The sequence below is a fragment of the Tumidithrix helvetica PCC 7403 genome, from assembly GCF_965232925.1.
GTDB classification, from domain to species: domain Bacteria; phylum Cyanobacteriota; class Cyanobacteriia; order Pseudanabaenales; family Pseudanabaenaceae; genus Tumidithrix; species Tumidithrix helvetica.
This window is the reverse complement of sequence record NZ_CBDDRA010000001.1, coordinates 196,450-213,115: the sequence shown is the minus strand read 5'-3', so window position 1 is coordinate 213,115 and position 16,666 is coordinate 196,450. Positions and strand designations below refer to the sequence as shown.

Below are 16,666 nucleotides of genomic sequence, written 5' to 3'. Positions count from 1 at the left end.
TCTAAATTGTTACTTTCAGGTGTGGAATGAGAAATAGATATTGCTTGCTCTTATCGGCGATCGCTTCTTTAAGCGCTTCCTTAAACCTATCTCATTCGGCGCAAGCTCAGATCGCACCTGATGGTACTACGGCTACACAAGTTAATGGGAATGCGATCGCACCCACAGGATCGGGCACGATCAGCGGTGGCAACCTCTATCACAGCTTCAACGAGTTTAACGTTCCCCAATCAGGTGTCACCTTCAATACGGGAAACTCTTCCGTAAAAGGGGCGGAAGTTCAAAATATTATCAATCGCGTCACGGGTGGCAATCCCTCGGCGGTCTTAGGCATGATTGAAAGTCGCCAAGCCTTTCCCAATGCCAATCTCTATTTAATGAATCCCAATGGGATTGTATTCGGGCAAAATGCACGTCTGGATATCGGTGGATCTTTTCACGCTACGACAGGAACAGGCTTAGGATTTGACAACGGACAAACCTTTAACGTCGATAAGAATTCGCTCAGTTTCCCCAGTGGCGACCCCAAGAATATTCGCTTTGCGATTACTCAACCTGCGGGGATTATCAATCAAGGCAATTTATCGGTAGATACAGGTAAAAGCATTACTTTTACAGGTGGCACTGTAATCAATACAGGTACGTTAACGGCTCCAAGTGGGAATGTAGCTTTAACATCTGTGGCGGGGAATTCACAGGTTGAGTTGCGATCGCCTGATGCGGTCTTAGGCTTACAAGTCACAGCCAATGCAATTCCCACTAACTGGAGTGGCAAGATTACAGAACTACCAAAACTAGCAGAGTTGCTTACAGGGAAAGTACCCGAAGCCGATCGCGTAGTTGTAAAAGCCGATGGTTCACTCGCCCTAGTAGCGAATCCCGCCCCAACCGATCTTGCAGTCACAAATGGCATGGCGATTGTTTCAGGACTGATTGATGTATCAACTCCCCCCCTTAAGGGGGGGCAGGGGGGGGTAGTTGGCATCTTTGGCGAGAAAGTAGGACTTGTAAATGCTCGAATTGATGCATCTGGCTTAAATGGCGGTGGCACAGTTCTAGTTGGGGGTGATTTTCAAGGTAAGGGAACCGTACCGAATTCTTTGAGAACTTTTATTGATAGCAATTCCAGAATAGATGTCAGTGCGATTTTAGATGGGAATGGTGGTAAAACTATAGTCTGGGCTGATCAGAATACGAGATTCCTAGGCACAATTGTGGCACAGGGTGGAACTCAGTCTGGGAATGGAGGTTTTGTAGAGGTTTCAGGGAAACAGAATCTTGATTATAGAGGGACTGTGAATACACTAGCTCCTAATGGAATCGTTGGAATGTTGCTCCTTGACCCAACAAACATTAATGTAATCAACGGCAGTGGAACATTCTTCTCGTTGACTGACGTGGATCAATTTAGCGATCCAGATATTGGCGCAAACACAATAGATGTTGGTCTGATTAATTCTGCAACTGCAAATGTCATACTACAGGCAACCAATGATATTAACTTCAACGCAATTCTTAATTCAACTAAGCAGGTGACGGTACAGGCGGGAAGGGATGTCAATTTCAACACGAATGTGAATACATTCAATGGATTAAACGTACAGGCGGGGAGAGATATCAACTTCACCAGCAATATTGCTACAAATGGTAATTCAATTACCTTTAATGCAGGTAGAAACATTACTGGCTTGGGGAATATCTCCCCAGCGGCTTTGATGAATAGTGCTGGAGATATCAGTCTCATTGCTGGTGGGAATATAACCGTGAATAGCATTGATACAGCTACCACCTATATCTCTGGAACTTTGCGCGGTGGTAATGTAACAGTGCAGGCTGGTGGCAATATTCTAACTACGGGAACATCCAGCGGTACATCTAGTGGCGTAACTGGCGGTTTATACAGCATCATCGCAAGTGCCTCGCCCAATACTGCTGGTAACGCAGGCAATATTTCGCTAATCAGTACAAATGGTGCCATTGATGTTAGCTCTGGTCGAGTTCATGCGGTTGGGTTTCAGGGCAGTGGTGGGAACATTACATTTCAGGCAGCAGGAAATATTAAGACGGGAAGTGGTGACACCCCATTTGCTGCTGTTTCGTCTGGCATTACCAATGGGGGGATTGGCAATGCTGGCAATATTTCGATGACTAGTTTTAACGGAGCGATCGATACAAGTTTGGGGGATCTAGATGCTGGAAATGCAAACATTGGTAATGCTGGCAATATTTTCCTTCAGGCGGCCAATAATATAATTACGTCCAATGTAATTGCCTCCTCAGGGGATGGTATTCCTGGAAACAGCGGACAGATTACGCTCATCAGTCAGGCAGGTTCCATTAATACCACAGCAGGACAACTAATCGTTCGATCTGACAATGGCAATGCAGGGACTGTTTCGCTGCAAGCATCGGGTGATATCAATATAGGGCAGATTTTGGGAACAGGTAGCTTGGGTGGTGGTAGCATCAACCTTACAAGCATAAATGGAGCCATTAATACTGGGGCAAGCGATATTGACGTTAGTTCTATTACTGGGAGTGGTGGTTCTATCAATTTTGCTGCCTCGAACGACATCACAACTGCAAATCTAAATACGAGTAGCGTCAATACCAATGGTGGAAGTATTACAACTAAGAGCAGTAACGGTGGCGTCACTACTGGTAATCTCAATTCCTCAGGTCAGAATGGTGGCAATATTGTTGTTAGTGCTCGTAGTCAGATTACTACAGGTGCGATCGATTCTAGTGGATCTACAGGTGTCGGAGGGAATGTTACGCTCGACCCCATAGGTAACATCATCTTCACTTCTGCGAATACTTCTGGAGCGATTCAGGGTGGAAGCTTTTTAGCTTCTTCAACAGGGGGAAATATTCGAGTTTTGGGTTTTGTTACTAGTCCGTTAGCTGCCTGTGCGGGAGCAAGTATCTGCTCGGCAAGTGGCAATGGTGGGTCGGGCGGTCAGATCTTCCTTCGATTTGGCGGGGCTACACCATTCACAGTTGGCGATCCTAGTATTAACGGAACCGCAGGTATTGTCACCACTGGTTCGTCAACCTTAGCTCTTGGTAGAACATTTCGTTTTGGTACGGGTATTTTTGTTCAAGGTAATATTCTCATCGCTCCTTCAGGAGATACGGTATTTACACCCCCTGATGTTTTGATCGATATACTTGTCATTGGTATAGATACGCTAGATTTAATCGAAATCAGGGAGGTGATGAAACAGGAGGTCGATCGCTATTTTAAAGAAGAGAACTTACAAAAAGCTTTTGAGGCGATCGAAAAAGCCTATGTTTCAGAATTAGGAATTTACTTAGGGGAAGACCTCAAGCCTCCTACGTTAAACATGAACCAAGCCCAAGACGCGATAAGTGAGGTTTCAAAGCGGTCTGGAAGTGTTTCCGTACTAATTTATCCCGTCATTTTGAACGATCGCATCGAAATTCTGGTTGTCCCTCCTAAAGAACTGGGTAAACCTTTCCACCGCCATACCAATTATGCCAACGAAGCTGAAATTGTCGCTCTTTTAGAAGAATACAGATCCAATCTTCGCGATCCCAGTTCGCAAGATTATTTGGTGCAAGCCCAAAAACTCTATGACTGGGTTATGCGTCCGATTGACGACCAACTGCAAGCTTTGAAAATAGAAACCGTCGTATTTGTAATGGACTCAGGCTTGCGCGTGATTCCTCCTGCTGCCCTTCATGATGGCAAACAATTCCTCATGGAGCGCTATGCCTCTGCAAATATCCCTTCATTACGTTTGACGAGGTTTGAAGAACGCGATCGCAAGAACACGAACGTTTTGGCGATGGGTCTAACCCAAGCAAGAGAAGGTTTGAGTGCGCTTCCAGCCGTTGAAATTGAGGTGAGAACGATTGGTACGCAGGTGCTCTCTGGCATCGCGTTTTTAGATCGAGATTTCACCGTCAGTAATATGCAAGATCAACGCAGTAAATCTAGTTATGGAATTCTGCATTTAGGAACTCACGGTCAATTCCTTGCCGATCGCGCGAAAGATTCCTACATTCAGTTTTGGGATAGCAAGTTGCGATCGCATCAAATTCCCGAACTGAGATTTGATAAGCCAGTAATTGATATGCTGACCTTGAGTGCCTGTGAAACTGCTGTTGGGAACAATTTGGGTATCAGTGGTTTGGCAATAGAGTCAGGGGCTAGAAGCATTCTTGCCTCTCTGTGGACGGTATCAGATGCGGGGACTGCTCCCTTGATGATCAATTTTTATAAGGCTTTTCCCAATGCTCTGAGTAAGGCGACAGCTCTGCGACAAGCGCAACTCGATCTGCTGAAAGGAAAGGTTAAAGTTGAAAACAATCAAATTGTGGGAATTGAAGGTTTAGCCCCAATTACTTTACCCAAGGGAACTGGCAATGTCGATCTGAGGCATCCTTTCTTTTGGTCATCCTTTATCTTGGTGGGAAATTGGCTATGAGTTAACCAAGACATGCTTGAGATTTCCGAGATAATTAAGAATGATATAGGGTTTGCTAGAAGCATGAACCCTAAGTATTAAGCTAATTATGCTTGCCATTAAGTTTTCGTTTATGGTGCAGGTACTTCTAATCGTCACTCTCTGGGATGGGTTGAAATGAGAAATAGATATTGTCTGCTCTTATCAGCGATCGCTTTCTTAAGCGCGGCACATTCGGCACAAGCCCAGATTTCAACCGATGGTACTACGGCTACACAAGTCAATGGAAATGCGATCTCCCCCACAGGCACGGGCACGGTCAACGGTGGCAATCTCTATCACAGCTTCAACGAATTTAACGTTCCCCAATCAGGTGTTACTTTCAATACGGGTAACTCTTCTGTAAAAGGGGCGGAAGTTCAAAATATTATCAATCGCGTTACGGGTAGCAATCCCTCTGCGGTTTTAGGCACAATTGAAGGTCGTCAAGCTTTCCCCAATGCCAATCTCTATTTAATGAATCCCAATGGGATTGTATTTGGTCAAAATGCACGTCTGGATATCGGTGGATCGTTTCACGCTACGACAGGAACAGGCTTGGGATTTGACAACGGACAAACATTTAACGTCGATAAGAACTCGCTCAGTTTCCCCAGTGGCGATCCCAAGAATATTCGTTTTGCGATTTCTCAGCCTGCGGGGATTATCAATCAAGGCAATTTATCAGTAGATACTGGCAAAAGCATTACTTTCACGGGTGGGACTGTAATCAATACAGGCACGTTAACGGCTCCAAGTGGAAATGTGGCTTTAACTTCTGTTGCGGGGAATTCACAGGTTGAGTTGCGATCGCCCGATGCGGTCTTGGGTCTTCAAGTAGCTGCGAATACTGTCCCTTCTAACTGGAGTGGCAAGATTACAGATTTACCCAAATTGGCAGAGTTACTTACGGGTAAAGTCCCTGAAGCCGATCGCGTAGTTGTGAAAGCCGATGGTTCTCTGGCACTGGTAGCGAACCCCACCCCAACCGATCTTGCTGTGACAAATGGGATGACGATCGTTTCGGGACGGGTTGATGTATCAGATCCTTCTGGTAAGGGAGGAAATGTTGGGATTTTTGGTGAGAAGGTAGGACTTGTAAATGCTCGAATTGATGCATCTGGCTTAAATGGCGGTGGCACAGTTCTTGTTGGGGGTGATTTTCAGGGTAAGGGAACTGTCCCAAATTCCCTAAGAACATTTATCGATTCTAATTCCAGAATAGATGTCAGTGCGATTTTAAATGGGGATGGTGGGAAAACAATAGTCTGGTCTGACCAGAACACGAGATTTCTCGGTACAATTGCGGCGAATGGAGGAACCCAGTCTGGGAATGGTGGCTTTGTAGAGGTTTCAGGTAAACAGAATCTCGATTATCAGGGAACGGTGAATACACTCGCTCCTAATGGCAATATTGGAACTCTGTTACTTGACCCAACCGATATTACCGTAATTATTAGTGGTGGCTCGTTTTCCTCACTGTTACAAGTGGATCAGTTTAGCGATCCAGATATCGGTGCAAACACAATAGATGTCGGTCTGATTAATTCTGCGCTAACCAATGTCACTTTACAGGCAACCAATGACATCAACTTCAATACTCCTGTGGCTATTACTACGACTGGGGTGGGCTTAACGGCTCAAGCAGGTCGAGATATCAATGCCAATAGTAATATTGTGACAAACGCAGGGGCAATTAATTTCACGGCTGGTCGAGATATTGTTGGTGTTGGGGCTATCAACACAATTCCCATAACTGGCAGAGCTGCGGATGTCAATCTCACAGCGGGTCGAGATATCAGAGTTAATAGTATTGATGCAGGCTCAGTTGATAGTAGTGGAGGAAATGTTTTCCTTCAAGCCGTAAATAATATTGTTACTTCAAATATATCTTCCTTAGCTGGTGTGGCTGGTAGTGGCAACGCTGGCTCGATTTCACTAATTAGCACAAGTGGAACGATTGACACTAGCTTGGGAAACCTTGTTTCCACTTCATTTATTGGAAACGGAGGGAATGTTTCCCTTCAAGCAGCAAATAATATTGTTACTTCAAATATATCTTCTTTCGTTAGTACTAGTGGTAATGGAGGAAACATCTCTCTGGCAAGTACAAGTGGAGCGATCAACACTAGTTTGGGAGCCCTTGTTTCCACTTCATCTATTGGCAAAGGAGGAGATGTTTCCCTTCGGGGATCAAATAATATTGTTACTTCAAATATATCTTCCTTTGTTACTTTAAGTGGCGATGCGGGCTCGATTTTGCTGATTAGTACAAATGGGGGGATTAATACTAGCTTAGGAACCGTTAGTGCTACTTCATTGATTGGTAATGGAGGGAATGTCTTCCTTCAAGCAGCAAATAACATCTTTACTGCAAATGTAAATACATTTACTAGCAATGGCAATGGTGGCAATATTAACTTCACTGCTCGCAACAGTATTACAGCAAATAATCTCAATGCCAGAAGCGCGATCGCCAATGGCGGCAATATTACCCTCGACCCCATAGGTAACATCATCTTCAACTCTGCGAATACGGCTGGAGCGATTCAAGGCGGAAGTTTTTCGGCTTCTTCAACAGGAGGGAATATCCGAGTTCTGGGTTTTGTTACCAGTCCGTTCGCTGCCTGTGCGGGAGCAAGTATCTGTTCTGCGAGTGGCAATGGTGGAACGGGCGGTCAGATATTTCTTAGACATGGCGGATTAGCTCCTTTTATCATTGGCGATCCTAGTACTAATGGAACCGCAGGCATCGTCACCACAGGTTCCTCCACCTTAGCCCTCGGCAAAATTATTCCCGTCGGTACGAGTATCTTTACCCAAGGCAATATTCTTGTCGCTCCCTCAGGGGATACAGTATTTACGCCCCCTGACCTTTTGGTCGATCTACTTGCCGTCGATCTGGATACCTTGAAACTGCTAGAAATCAGGGAGGTAATGAAACAAGAAGTCGATCGCTACTTTAAAGAAGAGAACTTACCAAGAGCTTTTGAGATTATCGAAAAAGCCTATGTTTCTGAGCTAGAGATTTATTTGGGAGACGATCTCAAGCCACCTGTATTAAACATGAACCAAGCCCAAGAAATCATAGGTGATGTTTCAAGACGATCTGGAAGTATTTCGGTATTGATTTATCCTGTCATCCTGAACGATCGCATCGAAATTCTGGTCATTCCTCCCAAGGATCTAGGCAAACCATTTCATCGCTATACCAATTACGCCAACGAAGCTGAAATTGTCGCTCTTTTAGAAGAATATAGATCCAACCTCCGCGATCCTAGTTCGCAAGATTATTTGGTACAGGCACAGAAGTTGTATGACTGGGTCATGCGTCCAATCGACGACAAATTGCAAGCTTTAAAAATAGAAACCGTTGTCTTTGTGATGGACTCAGGCTTGCGGGTGATTCCCCCTGCAGCGCTTCACGACGGCAAACAGTTCCTCATGGAACGTTATGCCTCCGCAAATATTCCCGCCTTACGTGTCACGAGATTAGAAGACCGCGATCGCAAAAACACCCGCGTTTTAGCCATGGGGCTAACCCAAGCAAGAGAAGGCTTGAGCGCATTACCTTCTGTCGAAATTGAAATTAGAACTATCGGTACGCAGGTGCTCTCTGGTGTCGCGTTTTTAGATCGAGATTTCACGGTTAGCAATATGCAAGAGCAACGCAGTAAATCTAGTTATGGAATTTTGCATTTAGGAACCCACGGTCAATTCCTTGCCGACCGAGCTAAAGATTCCTACATTCAGTTTTGGGATAGTAAACTGCGATCGCATCAAATTCCCGAGCTAAGATTCGATAAGCCCGTAATTGATATGCTGACCCTAAGTGCTTGCGAAACCGCTGTTGGGAACAATTTGGGTATCAGTGGTTTGGCAATAGAGTCAGGGGCTAGAAGCATTCTTGCCTCTCTGTGGACTGTATCAGATGCGGGGACTGCTCCCTTGATGATCAATTTTTATAAGGCTTTTCCCAATGCTCTGAGTAAGGCGACCGCTTTGCGGCAAGCGCAACTCGATTTGTTGAGAGGAAAGGTTAAAGTTGAAAACAATCAAATTGTCGGGATTGAGGGTTTAGGTGCGATCGCTTTACCCAAGGGAACTGGTAATGTCGATCTGAGGCATCCTTTCTTTTGGTCGTCGTTTATTTTGGTGGGGAATTGGTTGTAATTAAAGAGAAACATAAGATAAAACCCGTTGTTTCCTAGATCTCAATTTGACAATCTAGTTGTAATATATAGCGGTTAGTGCTTGATATCAAGCCAGCTACTTGCTTAAAAGCTTTATAGTGTAAAGATTTTACTGAGATTTCATTATCGTAAAGCGTGATGCGATCGCAAACGTTGGTCTACAAAACCTGTGCAAGTTAACAATCTGAGGTGTGAGGGTGAATCGCAATTTAAAGAGTCTAAGGACGATTGGCAGCAAGATACTGACAATCTCGCTACCGAGTTTACTGCTTGGTTTTGGCGAACTATCTTGTTATGCTCAAGTCCCCTCAGTACCCTCTCCATTAACACTTCCGCCAGAGACCCTAGCTCCAAAGCTAGAGACACTGGCTCCAAAGCTTCCAATTAAACCAACTAGCCCAATTCTCGATACTTCTCAATTATCCCTTCCTAAAAAAACAGAGCTAACGGCTCAGGATTCCCCGGGCTCTCAAAACCAACTTCCGCAAACACCTCAAAACGAAGTTTTAATTCCAGTCAAACGGATTGATGTTGTGGGAAGTACGATTCTCACAGCCGCAGAAGTTGAGGCACTGACCGCTCCACTGCAAAATAAATCGGTTACGTTGACACAACTGCGAGATGTGACGGATAAAATCACGCAAATCTATCAAGAGCGCAACTATATTACCTCTCGTGCCGTACTTGCACCGCAAGACATTAAAGATGGGGTTGTCACCATTCAAGTGCATGAGGGAACTTTAGAGCGCGTTGATGTTAAGAGGGCAGGGAATGTTACAGGAAGGTTGAATGATAGCTACCTCCGCGATCGCGTTTTGCAAGCAGCAACTCCACCTCTCAACTTTACCCGCCTAGAAGACGAACTCCAGTTACTGAGATCTGACCCCTTAATCGGTGACATTCGCGCCAATTTAACCACGGGCAGCAAAGAAAATCAGAGCGTCTTGCAAATTACATTTACTGAAGCTCAGACTTTCAGCATACGTCCATTTTTCGACAACTATGGAAATCCTTCTACAGGAATCTATCGATTTGGTGTGAACCTGCAAGAGCTTAATGCTACGGGAAATGGGGATCCTATGATTTTAGGGTACACGCGTTCTGGTAGTTCTGATATTTATCAGGTGAACTATCAATACCCAATTAATCCGAAAGGTGGAACCCTTGGTTTTAACTTTTCCGCAGGGCAAAACCCTGTCACCGAACCACCCTTTGATAGCTTAAAAATCCTCACAGATTCGCAAACCTATGAGCTAGCCTACCGTCAGCCCCTAGTGCGATCGCCTCGCGAAGAGTTTGCCCTTGGTGCTAGTTTCGCCATTGAGAATAGCGGTTCCTATTTTGGAGATCGCTCGTTTAATTTCCAGAATTTCAAGTTTGACGACGGGCGATCGCAATCGAGGGTTTTGCGATTTAGCCAAGATTATCTGAGCCGAGATCCAAGTGGCGCTTGGGCATTGCGTTCTACGTTCAATCTTGGATTAAATGCTCTAGGCGCAACAATTCGTACAGATGGTTCCCCTGACGGTAGATTTTTCTATTGGATCGGCCAAGTTTTGAGAGTGCAAAAACTGGGTTCCGATCGCGACACCTTGGCATTCTTTCGACTGAATATGCAGTTCTCTGGCGATCAGTTGCTGTCGCTCAATCGTTTCAGTATAGGTGGACCTCAGTCTATCCGAGGCTATCGTCAAAATCAGCTTACAGGAGATAGTGGTATACAAGCTTCTATAGAGTTGCAATTTCCCGTGGCAAGAGATAGCGAAGGGTTTTCCACTGTAAAGCTCCTACCCTTTGTGGAAGCTGGCACGATTTGGAACTCTTCAGGTATAAATTCTACTACGCAGTCATTGCTTGGAATTGGTTTAGGGGCAACCTATCAACCAATTCGCAATCTTATCCTGCGGCTTGATTATGGGATTCCTTTGGTAAATGTCAGTAACCTAGGCACAAACCTCCAAGATTCAGGTTTTTACTTCTCAGTAAATGCAAATTTCTAGAATAGATTTTCGTAGATGCACCGATTAACGCAGTTGAGATTGCAATTGGGATTGTAGCGCTCCATAGATTGTGTCAGGGACTCCATCTAAATCTGTATTTGGATCGTTCGTATCAACCACCATTCCTAAAAGCTCTCCAGAACTAGGAGGAATTCCTGAACCCGTTTGTTGCCAAAGTAGCCAACGACTACCGAGGGGTAAATCTGCAAAACTCCGATCGCGATGAGTCAGCCACACCACAGGTAGATCGGGCAAATCCAAAACATCCGATGAGGAATTTTGGGATAGGGGTTCATCGATCGCGATCGCAGCCAAGGTTTCCAACACCAAACGATTTCCTTGCAACAGGTCGGTTGTACTTGTCCAGAGTTTGACATTGAGATTGACTTTTTGAGCGTAAAAATACAGAGACACTGCGGCGACGACTGCTTGCTCAAAGGCTTCCGCTTGCCAACCTGCCGAAGTATCCAAAGCAATTACGACCTCTTGCCCGCCAATCGTTACTTCTAACTCGCGGACGCGCAACTCGCCAAATCTGGCACTGGTACGCCAATGAATTAGTCGGGTCGGATCGCCCCAGCGATAGGGGCGCAGGGTTTTAGTTAATCCCTCTGTAGAAGTGTTATGGGTATGGTCGGGGCTGTATTGCCTAGGACTAGTATCTCGACCGATTAGATCGATCAAGGGGCATTGATTTAGCGGCAAAACGGTGGGATAGACGATCGCTTTTTCAGGAGTGCGGCGCGATCGCCGACTTCTAAAGAGTCCAAACGGACTGGCTGTGGCAATTTCTACTTGGGTAAATTGAAATACGCCGCGACGAATCGATGGAACGGTATAGGACCAATAATATTTTTGGTTTGTGGCAATCTGCTCGATTACCACCTCTTGTTTCAGAATATTCGACATTCCCTCTGGTAGAATATCCCGCACTTCGAGCAGTAATTTATCGGTTTTGGTGGGATTGCGAAATACCAATTCAACGGTGATGTCATCACCCGCACTGACTGCCTCAATCTGCGATCGCTCCACTTCTAGTTCGTGCAACAAACGTGCAGGCATAACTGCCCCAATCAGCAATAGCGCAAAGCTGACCCCACTAATCACATACAGCCATCCCGCTAACGTATTGCTGGCAGCCGCAAAGAAAAAACCTGCCATGCCAATTAGCATTCCCCCCGCAAATTCTGGTGTAGAGAAACGCCATTCTAACCAATTAAAAAAACGCTGCCAGAGATTGGGTTTACGCTTTTTTTGTTTTTGGTAAGTTTGCGATCGATTAGGCTTTTGATTTCCTCCTACTTTAGAGTTTGAAACTTGGGTCGAATGCTTGGCATTTGTCATGTCATTTAAGTGGTTATTTGACAGGCTTATTTCAATGATTTATTTGACTCGTTTCGTTGCCTAGTTGAGTTGGCTGGCAAATTCCTGAATTTCGGCGATCGTAAATACAGAGGCAAACTTTAATCCTGCCTCAGCATAAAATTCAGCACCACCTTGATTTCGATCGACAAGCGTGATAATTTGCTCGACTTGATAGCCTGCTTCTTGCAACTTTTCCACCGCAAACATGGCTGATTTTCCCGTGGTTACAACATCTTCTAAAACGACCACTTTGGCTTGAGATGGTAGCTCGGGGCCTTCAATCCAAGCAGCAGTACCATGACCTTTTGCTTGCTTTCGCACAATTAATGCTGGAATGGGGCGATTTTCATAGGCAGACACAACACTTACTGCCGAAACAATCGGATCGGCACCCAAAGTTAAGCCTGCTACTGCTTGTGTTTCTGGGGGCAACATGGACAATAAAACCTGTCCCGTCCACAGAGCACCAAAGGGATCTAACGTTACCAATTTCCCGTTGATGTAATAGGTACTATCTTGCCCAGAAGAGAGTGTAAAATTACCACTTTTATAGGCTAAACGGCAAAAAAGTTCTAGCAGTTTTTTTCTGGTTTGAATTTCTTCAGGCATAAATTAATTAATTAATAGAATTATTAGTTTAAACGGTAATTAATCTGCTAAATTATTCTGCATCTAATTGTGAGGATGTACATTATGAGTACTCGGTTTTGTTTGTTAGCTTCATCGATCGCGATCGCTTCAATGGCGATCGTCACGGCTCCATCTTTTGCCGATCCATATCGCACGAATCAGGATGCCTATCCCAAAAACTACCCAGCCATATATCCGCAGGTACAAACAAAGGTTTTAGACATGACCTCTGATACTAATGAGCCTGTACCTTTTTTCCAGTTTGAATGGCGAGATCAAGTCATCGGACGGCAATCTAATGCGTTTCGTGCGGTACAACAAGAAATGATGGATTTGCAAACGATGAGCGATCCCACGATTCGCACCCGCGATCTGCCAAGTGCCTATTGTACGTCTTTGCTGGCTGAAGGTTTCAATGCTTGCGCTCCTGTAGTCGAAGCTGAGCCTGTCGTTGTTCCACGTTATGAGCCACCATCCCCTGCTGTTCCTGCGCTTTGGTAATGGCATGGTTTCTTAATTAATTCTTCAACCTGTTCCATAATTTGTCGTTTGACTACAAATTAGCAGGCTGGAAATTTATAGCGATCTAACGCTCAATCTATAACTCCATAAGTAAGCTCACAAAACAGATCTATAACTTCTCCTTCTCTCAGGTTTTGAGCAGGAGAAGTTTAGATGTTAATAAAACTTAGAGGTGGAATAGATCGAGGGGAAAGTGACCGTAGGTTCCAGAAAGTCCGTCCGCAAAGTCTGATTGATAGGAAACCAGTACTCCACGATACTTGCCAGAGTAGACATCCTCATGGCAACGGTTTGTTCTAGGGTTAAATTTGATGTAGATTCCATACTCAGAATGATGGGAAGCATCGCCAATTGTGGGAGGGACTTCATAGCCAAATGCTTTTGCATAAGCCTCTAGAGCCATGCGTCCTTGTGCTTGACTATCTGCACAGACACCAAAGATTTGATAATCTGATGCTGTCGCTAGACTCAATAGAGCCTTTCGCACGATTTCGGGTTCGGCTGATGAATTCGGATCGAGATCGCTTGCAGCAATTAGAATTGCCTCAGTTGCTTGAGTGGTTAGATGGTTGGGCATTATGTTTGTGTAATCAGAAACATTTCCAATGATCCAGCTAGCGCCCCTATACCCTCAGCTCTATAAAATTTTAAAACCGAGTTTTCCAGATTGCCTCTGGTCGGGCAAAGGAGATCGTAAAGTCGTCGCTTTAACGTTCGATGATGGACCACATTCTCAATATACGCCGCAACTGCTCGAAGTTTTAGACCAACACCAAGCGATCGCTAATTTCTTTTGGTTGGGTTGCTGCGTCGAGCGATCGCCTCAAATCGCTAGTGAAATCTATCAACGCGGTGATTGGGTTGGCATACATGGTTACGACCATACATCCTTCCCTTGGCTCACCGCCGATGCCCTTCAACAGAGTTTAGCGAAAACGCAAATTGCGATCGCCGAGGCTTGCAATCTAGATCCCAAAGATATTCGGGATGTACGCCCACCGAATGGACTATTTACACCCCGCACGCTCACGCTTCTGCGGCAATGGCAATATCGTCCTGTGATGTGGAGCGTTGTCCCCGAAGACTGGGTACGTCCTGGTATCGATGTTGTGGTCAACCGCGTCATGCATCAGGTCGCCAATGGTTCCATCATTGTGTTGCATGATGGCGCTCATGGCGGTCAGGATGTTGCTGCGACTGTGGCTCAGTTGCTACCTTTATTACAAGCTCAGGGCTATGAGTTCGTTACAATCGAGCAGTTGTGGCGTGGAACATATGCACAGGCGGGATGATTAGGGGATAATAAATTTCTGCTGTTAAGCTGCTATCTCAATTTGTCGCAATGATTGTTTCCCCCGAACCCGATTCTGAATCTAGCGAATTATCTCCGTCGTCCGTCAATATTCGCGATATGGCGATCGACGATATTGCCCCTGTCTATCACCTTGGCGAAGAGCTATTTACCAGCGATCTCTATCCCTACCTCTATCGCACTTGGGATGAATGGGAGGTGATTGGGTTATATAACACCGATCCTGAATATTGCATGGTTGCCGAGGTCAACGAGCAGTTGGCAGGATTTGTATTGGGAACAGTGATTACCAAAGCCTCTTGGACTTACGGCTATATTATTTGGCTCGGGATCGATCCCAACTTTCAAAGACGGGGCATTGGGGACAAACTGGTCGATAAAATCGTCGAACGCATGATCGAAGAAGGGGCAAGGTCGATGCTGGTCGATACCGATCCCGCCAATTTACCTGCGGTAAACTTCTTTACCCGTAAGGGGTTTGGCAATGCCCACAAGCATATTTTTCTATCGATGAATCTTAGTAAACACGAATATTATGGGCGACTTATTGCCTACGAACGCGATAAAGCCGATCGCAACAAGCATCGCCGCCCCCGCCGTCGCCCTTAAAAATTCAAGTGAAAAACTTAAATAAAAAATTCAAGTGAAAAATTTAAGCCTGCGATCGCAATTCCCAAGCCGTCCCAACCAAATATTAAAATAGGCACATTTTTTGAAAGTATCTAGCGCTAAAATCTGAAAGCAAATTGAGGCATAGTTGTTAAAAGAGGACGAGTCATAGTGACCAAAAGTACAACGACGAAAAGTACAGCAATCACCGCGATCGCCGCACGGGAGATTCTTGATTCGCGGGGAAAACCCACCGTCGAAGCAGAAGTACATCTCGCGGATGGATCGGTAGGACTAGCCCAAGTACCCAGTGGTGCATCAACAGGCAGCTTTGAAGCCCATGAGCTGCGCGATGGTGACAAAAAACGCTATGGCGGTAAGGGCGTACTGATCGCGGTGCGAAACATTCACGAGAAAATTTTGCCCGAACTAAAAGGGCTAGATGCGCTCAACCAAGAGCTGATCGATCTCACCATGATTAAACGGGACGGTTCAGCCAACAAGACCGAGCTGGGTGCTAATGCGATTTTGGCAGTTTCTCTCGCCAATGCTAAAGCTGCGGCAGCATCTATTGGACTGCCCCTCTATCGCTATTTGGGTAGCCCCTTGGCAAATCTGCTACCAGTCCCCTTAATGAATGTGCTGAATGGTGGTGCTCATGCCGACAATAACGTTGACATTCAAGAATTTATGATCGTGCCTGTGGGCGCACCGAGCTTTAAAGAGGCTTTGCGCTACGGGGCAGAGGTCTTTGCAGCCTTGAGTGCCGTACTGCATGACAAGGGTTTATCCACCTCCGTGGGTGATGAAGGCGGCTTTGCCCCTAACCTAGAGTCCAACCAAGCCGCTTTAGAGCTTTTGGTGGATGCAATTACTAAGGCTGGTTACAAACCAGGCGAGCAGATTGCTCTTGCCTTAGATGTTGCCTCTAACGAACTCTATAAAGATGGTCAGTACACCTTTGATGGCAAATCTCACAGCGCCGCTGAAACGATCGCTTATTACGAAAAGATGGTGAGCCAATATCCGATTGTCTCCATCGAAGATGGCTTACAGGAAGAAGACTGGGCGAGTTGGAAAGCAATTACAACGCAACTGAGTAATACGCAGCTTGTGGGCGACGATCTGTTTGTCACCAATAAAACTCGCCTCGACCGAGGCATTCGCGATGGCTGCGCCAGTGCGATTTTAATTAAGCTCAACCAAATTGGTAGCTTGACGGAAACCCTAGAGACGATCGCGACAGCGGACAAAAACAAATACCGTTCTGTGATTAGCCACCGTTCGGGCGAAACCGAAGATACGACCATTGCCGATCTAGCGGTTGCTACCCGTGCGGGGCAGATTAAGACAGGCTCTCTCTGTCGAAGCGAGCGCGTTGCCAAATACAACCGCCTGCTACGGATTGAAGCCGAGTTAGGCAACCAAGCTGTATATGCAGGCAAAGTTGGCTTAGGCCCAGCTAGATAACCGTAAGTTCGGGTTGAGAATTTTAGAACCACGCAAAACAAACCCTTTAGAATAAAAGGGTTTGTTTTGTTTGGCTATGGTGTACTACAAGGA

Annotated in this window: 10 protein-coding genes; 7 read left to right on the top strand and 3 right to left on the bottom strand. The window is 45.6% G+C overall.

What is annotated here, in order from left to right; genetic code table 11:
- Positions 1-26 precede the first annotated feature (26 nt).
- The 3 genes from ACP2WE_RS00920 (at position 27) to ACP2WE_RS00910 (ending at position 10,665) form a co-directional block, all read left to right on the top strand.
- Positions 27-4,454 carry a CHAT domain-containing protein gene (locus tag ACP2WE_RS00920; RefSeq protein ID WP_425213727.1) on the top strand — a complete coding sequence of 1,476 codons (4,428 nt, stop codon included), beginning with the start codon at positions 27-29 and terminating at the stop codon, positions 4,452-4,454.
- Positions 4,455-4,610: 156 nt separating this feature from the next.
- Positions 4,611-8,645 carry a CHAT domain-containing protein gene (locus ACP2WE_RS00915; RefSeq protein WP_425213726.1) on the top strand — a complete coding sequence of 1,345 codons (4,035 nt, stop codon included), beginning with the start codon at positions 4,611-4,613 and terminating at the stop codon, positions 8,643-8,645.
- A 217-nt stretch (positions 8,646-8,862) separates the two neighbouring features.
- Positions 8,863-10,665 (top strand): ShlB/FhaC/HecB family hemolysin secretion/activation protein, encoded by a 1,803-nt coding sequence (locus ACP2WE_RS00910; RefSeq protein WP_425213725.1) that lies wholly within the window; start codon positions 8,863-8,865, stop codon positions 10,663-10,665.
- A 24-nt stretch (positions 10,666-10,689) separates the two neighbouring features.
- Here ACP2WE_RS00910 and ACP2WE_RS00905 read toward each other — a convergent pair whose 3' ends face one another.
- Positions 10,690-12,009 (bottom strand): DUF58 domain-containing protein, encoded by a 1,320-nt coding sequence (locus ACP2WE_RS00905; RefSeq protein ID WP_425213724.1) that lies wholly within the window; start codon positions 12,007-12,009, stop codon positions 10,690-10,692.
- Positions 12,010-12,069: 60 nt separating this feature from the next.
- Positions 12,070-12,639 carry an orotate phosphoribosyltransferase gene (pyrE, locus tag ACP2WE_RS00900; RefSeq protein ID WP_425213723.1) on the bottom strand — a complete coding sequence of 190 codons (570 nt, stop codon included), beginning with the start codon at positions 12,637-12,639 and terminating at the stop codon, positions 12,070-12,072.
- 84 nt (positions 12,640-12,723) lie between these two features.
- Between pyrE and ACP2WE_RS00895 the strand changes: the two genes are divergently transcribed.
- Entirely contained in the window at positions 12,724-13,161 is a 438-nt protein-coding gene (locus ACP2WE_RS00895; protein WP_425213722.1) for a hypothetical protein, read from the top strand.
- Positions 13,162-13,348: 187 nt separating this feature from the next.
- Here ACP2WE_RS00895 and ACP2WE_RS00890 read toward each other — a convergent pair whose 3' ends face one another.
- Positions 13,349-13,759 carry a DUF1824 family protein gene (locus ACP2WE_RS00890; RefSeq protein WP_425213721.1) on the bottom strand — a complete coding sequence of 137 codons (411 nt, stop codon included), beginning with the start codon at positions 13,757-13,759 and terminating at the stop codon, positions 13,349-13,351.
- Between the two features lie 31 nt (positions 13,760-13,790).
- On the opposite strand from ACP2WE_RS00890, the gene ACP2WE_RS00885 reads away from it, so the two are divergent.
- The 3 genes from ACP2WE_RS00885 (at position 13,791) to eno (ending at position 16,573) form a co-directional block, all read left to right on the top strand.
- Complete coding sequence (locus ACP2WE_RS00885) at positions 13,791-14,474, top strand: polysaccharide deacetylase family protein (RefSeq protein ID WP_425213887.1); 684 nt, start codon at positions 13,791-13,793, stop codon at positions 14,472-14,474.
- 50 nt (positions 14,475-14,524) lie between these two features.
- Entirely contained in the window at positions 14,525-15,103 is a 579-nt protein-coding gene (locus ACP2WE_RS00880) for a GNAT family N-acetyltransferase (RefSeq protein WP_425213720.1), read from the top strand.
- Positions 15,104-15,274: 171 nt separating this feature from the next.
- On the top strand, positions 15,275-16,573 hold the full coding sequence (eno, locus tag ACP2WE_RS00875) for a phosphopyruvate hydratase (protein ID WP_425213719.1): 1,299 nt from the start codon (positions 15,275-15,277) through the stop codon (positions 16,571-16,573).
- The last annotated feature ends 93 nt before the right edge of the window (positions 16,574-16,666 follow it).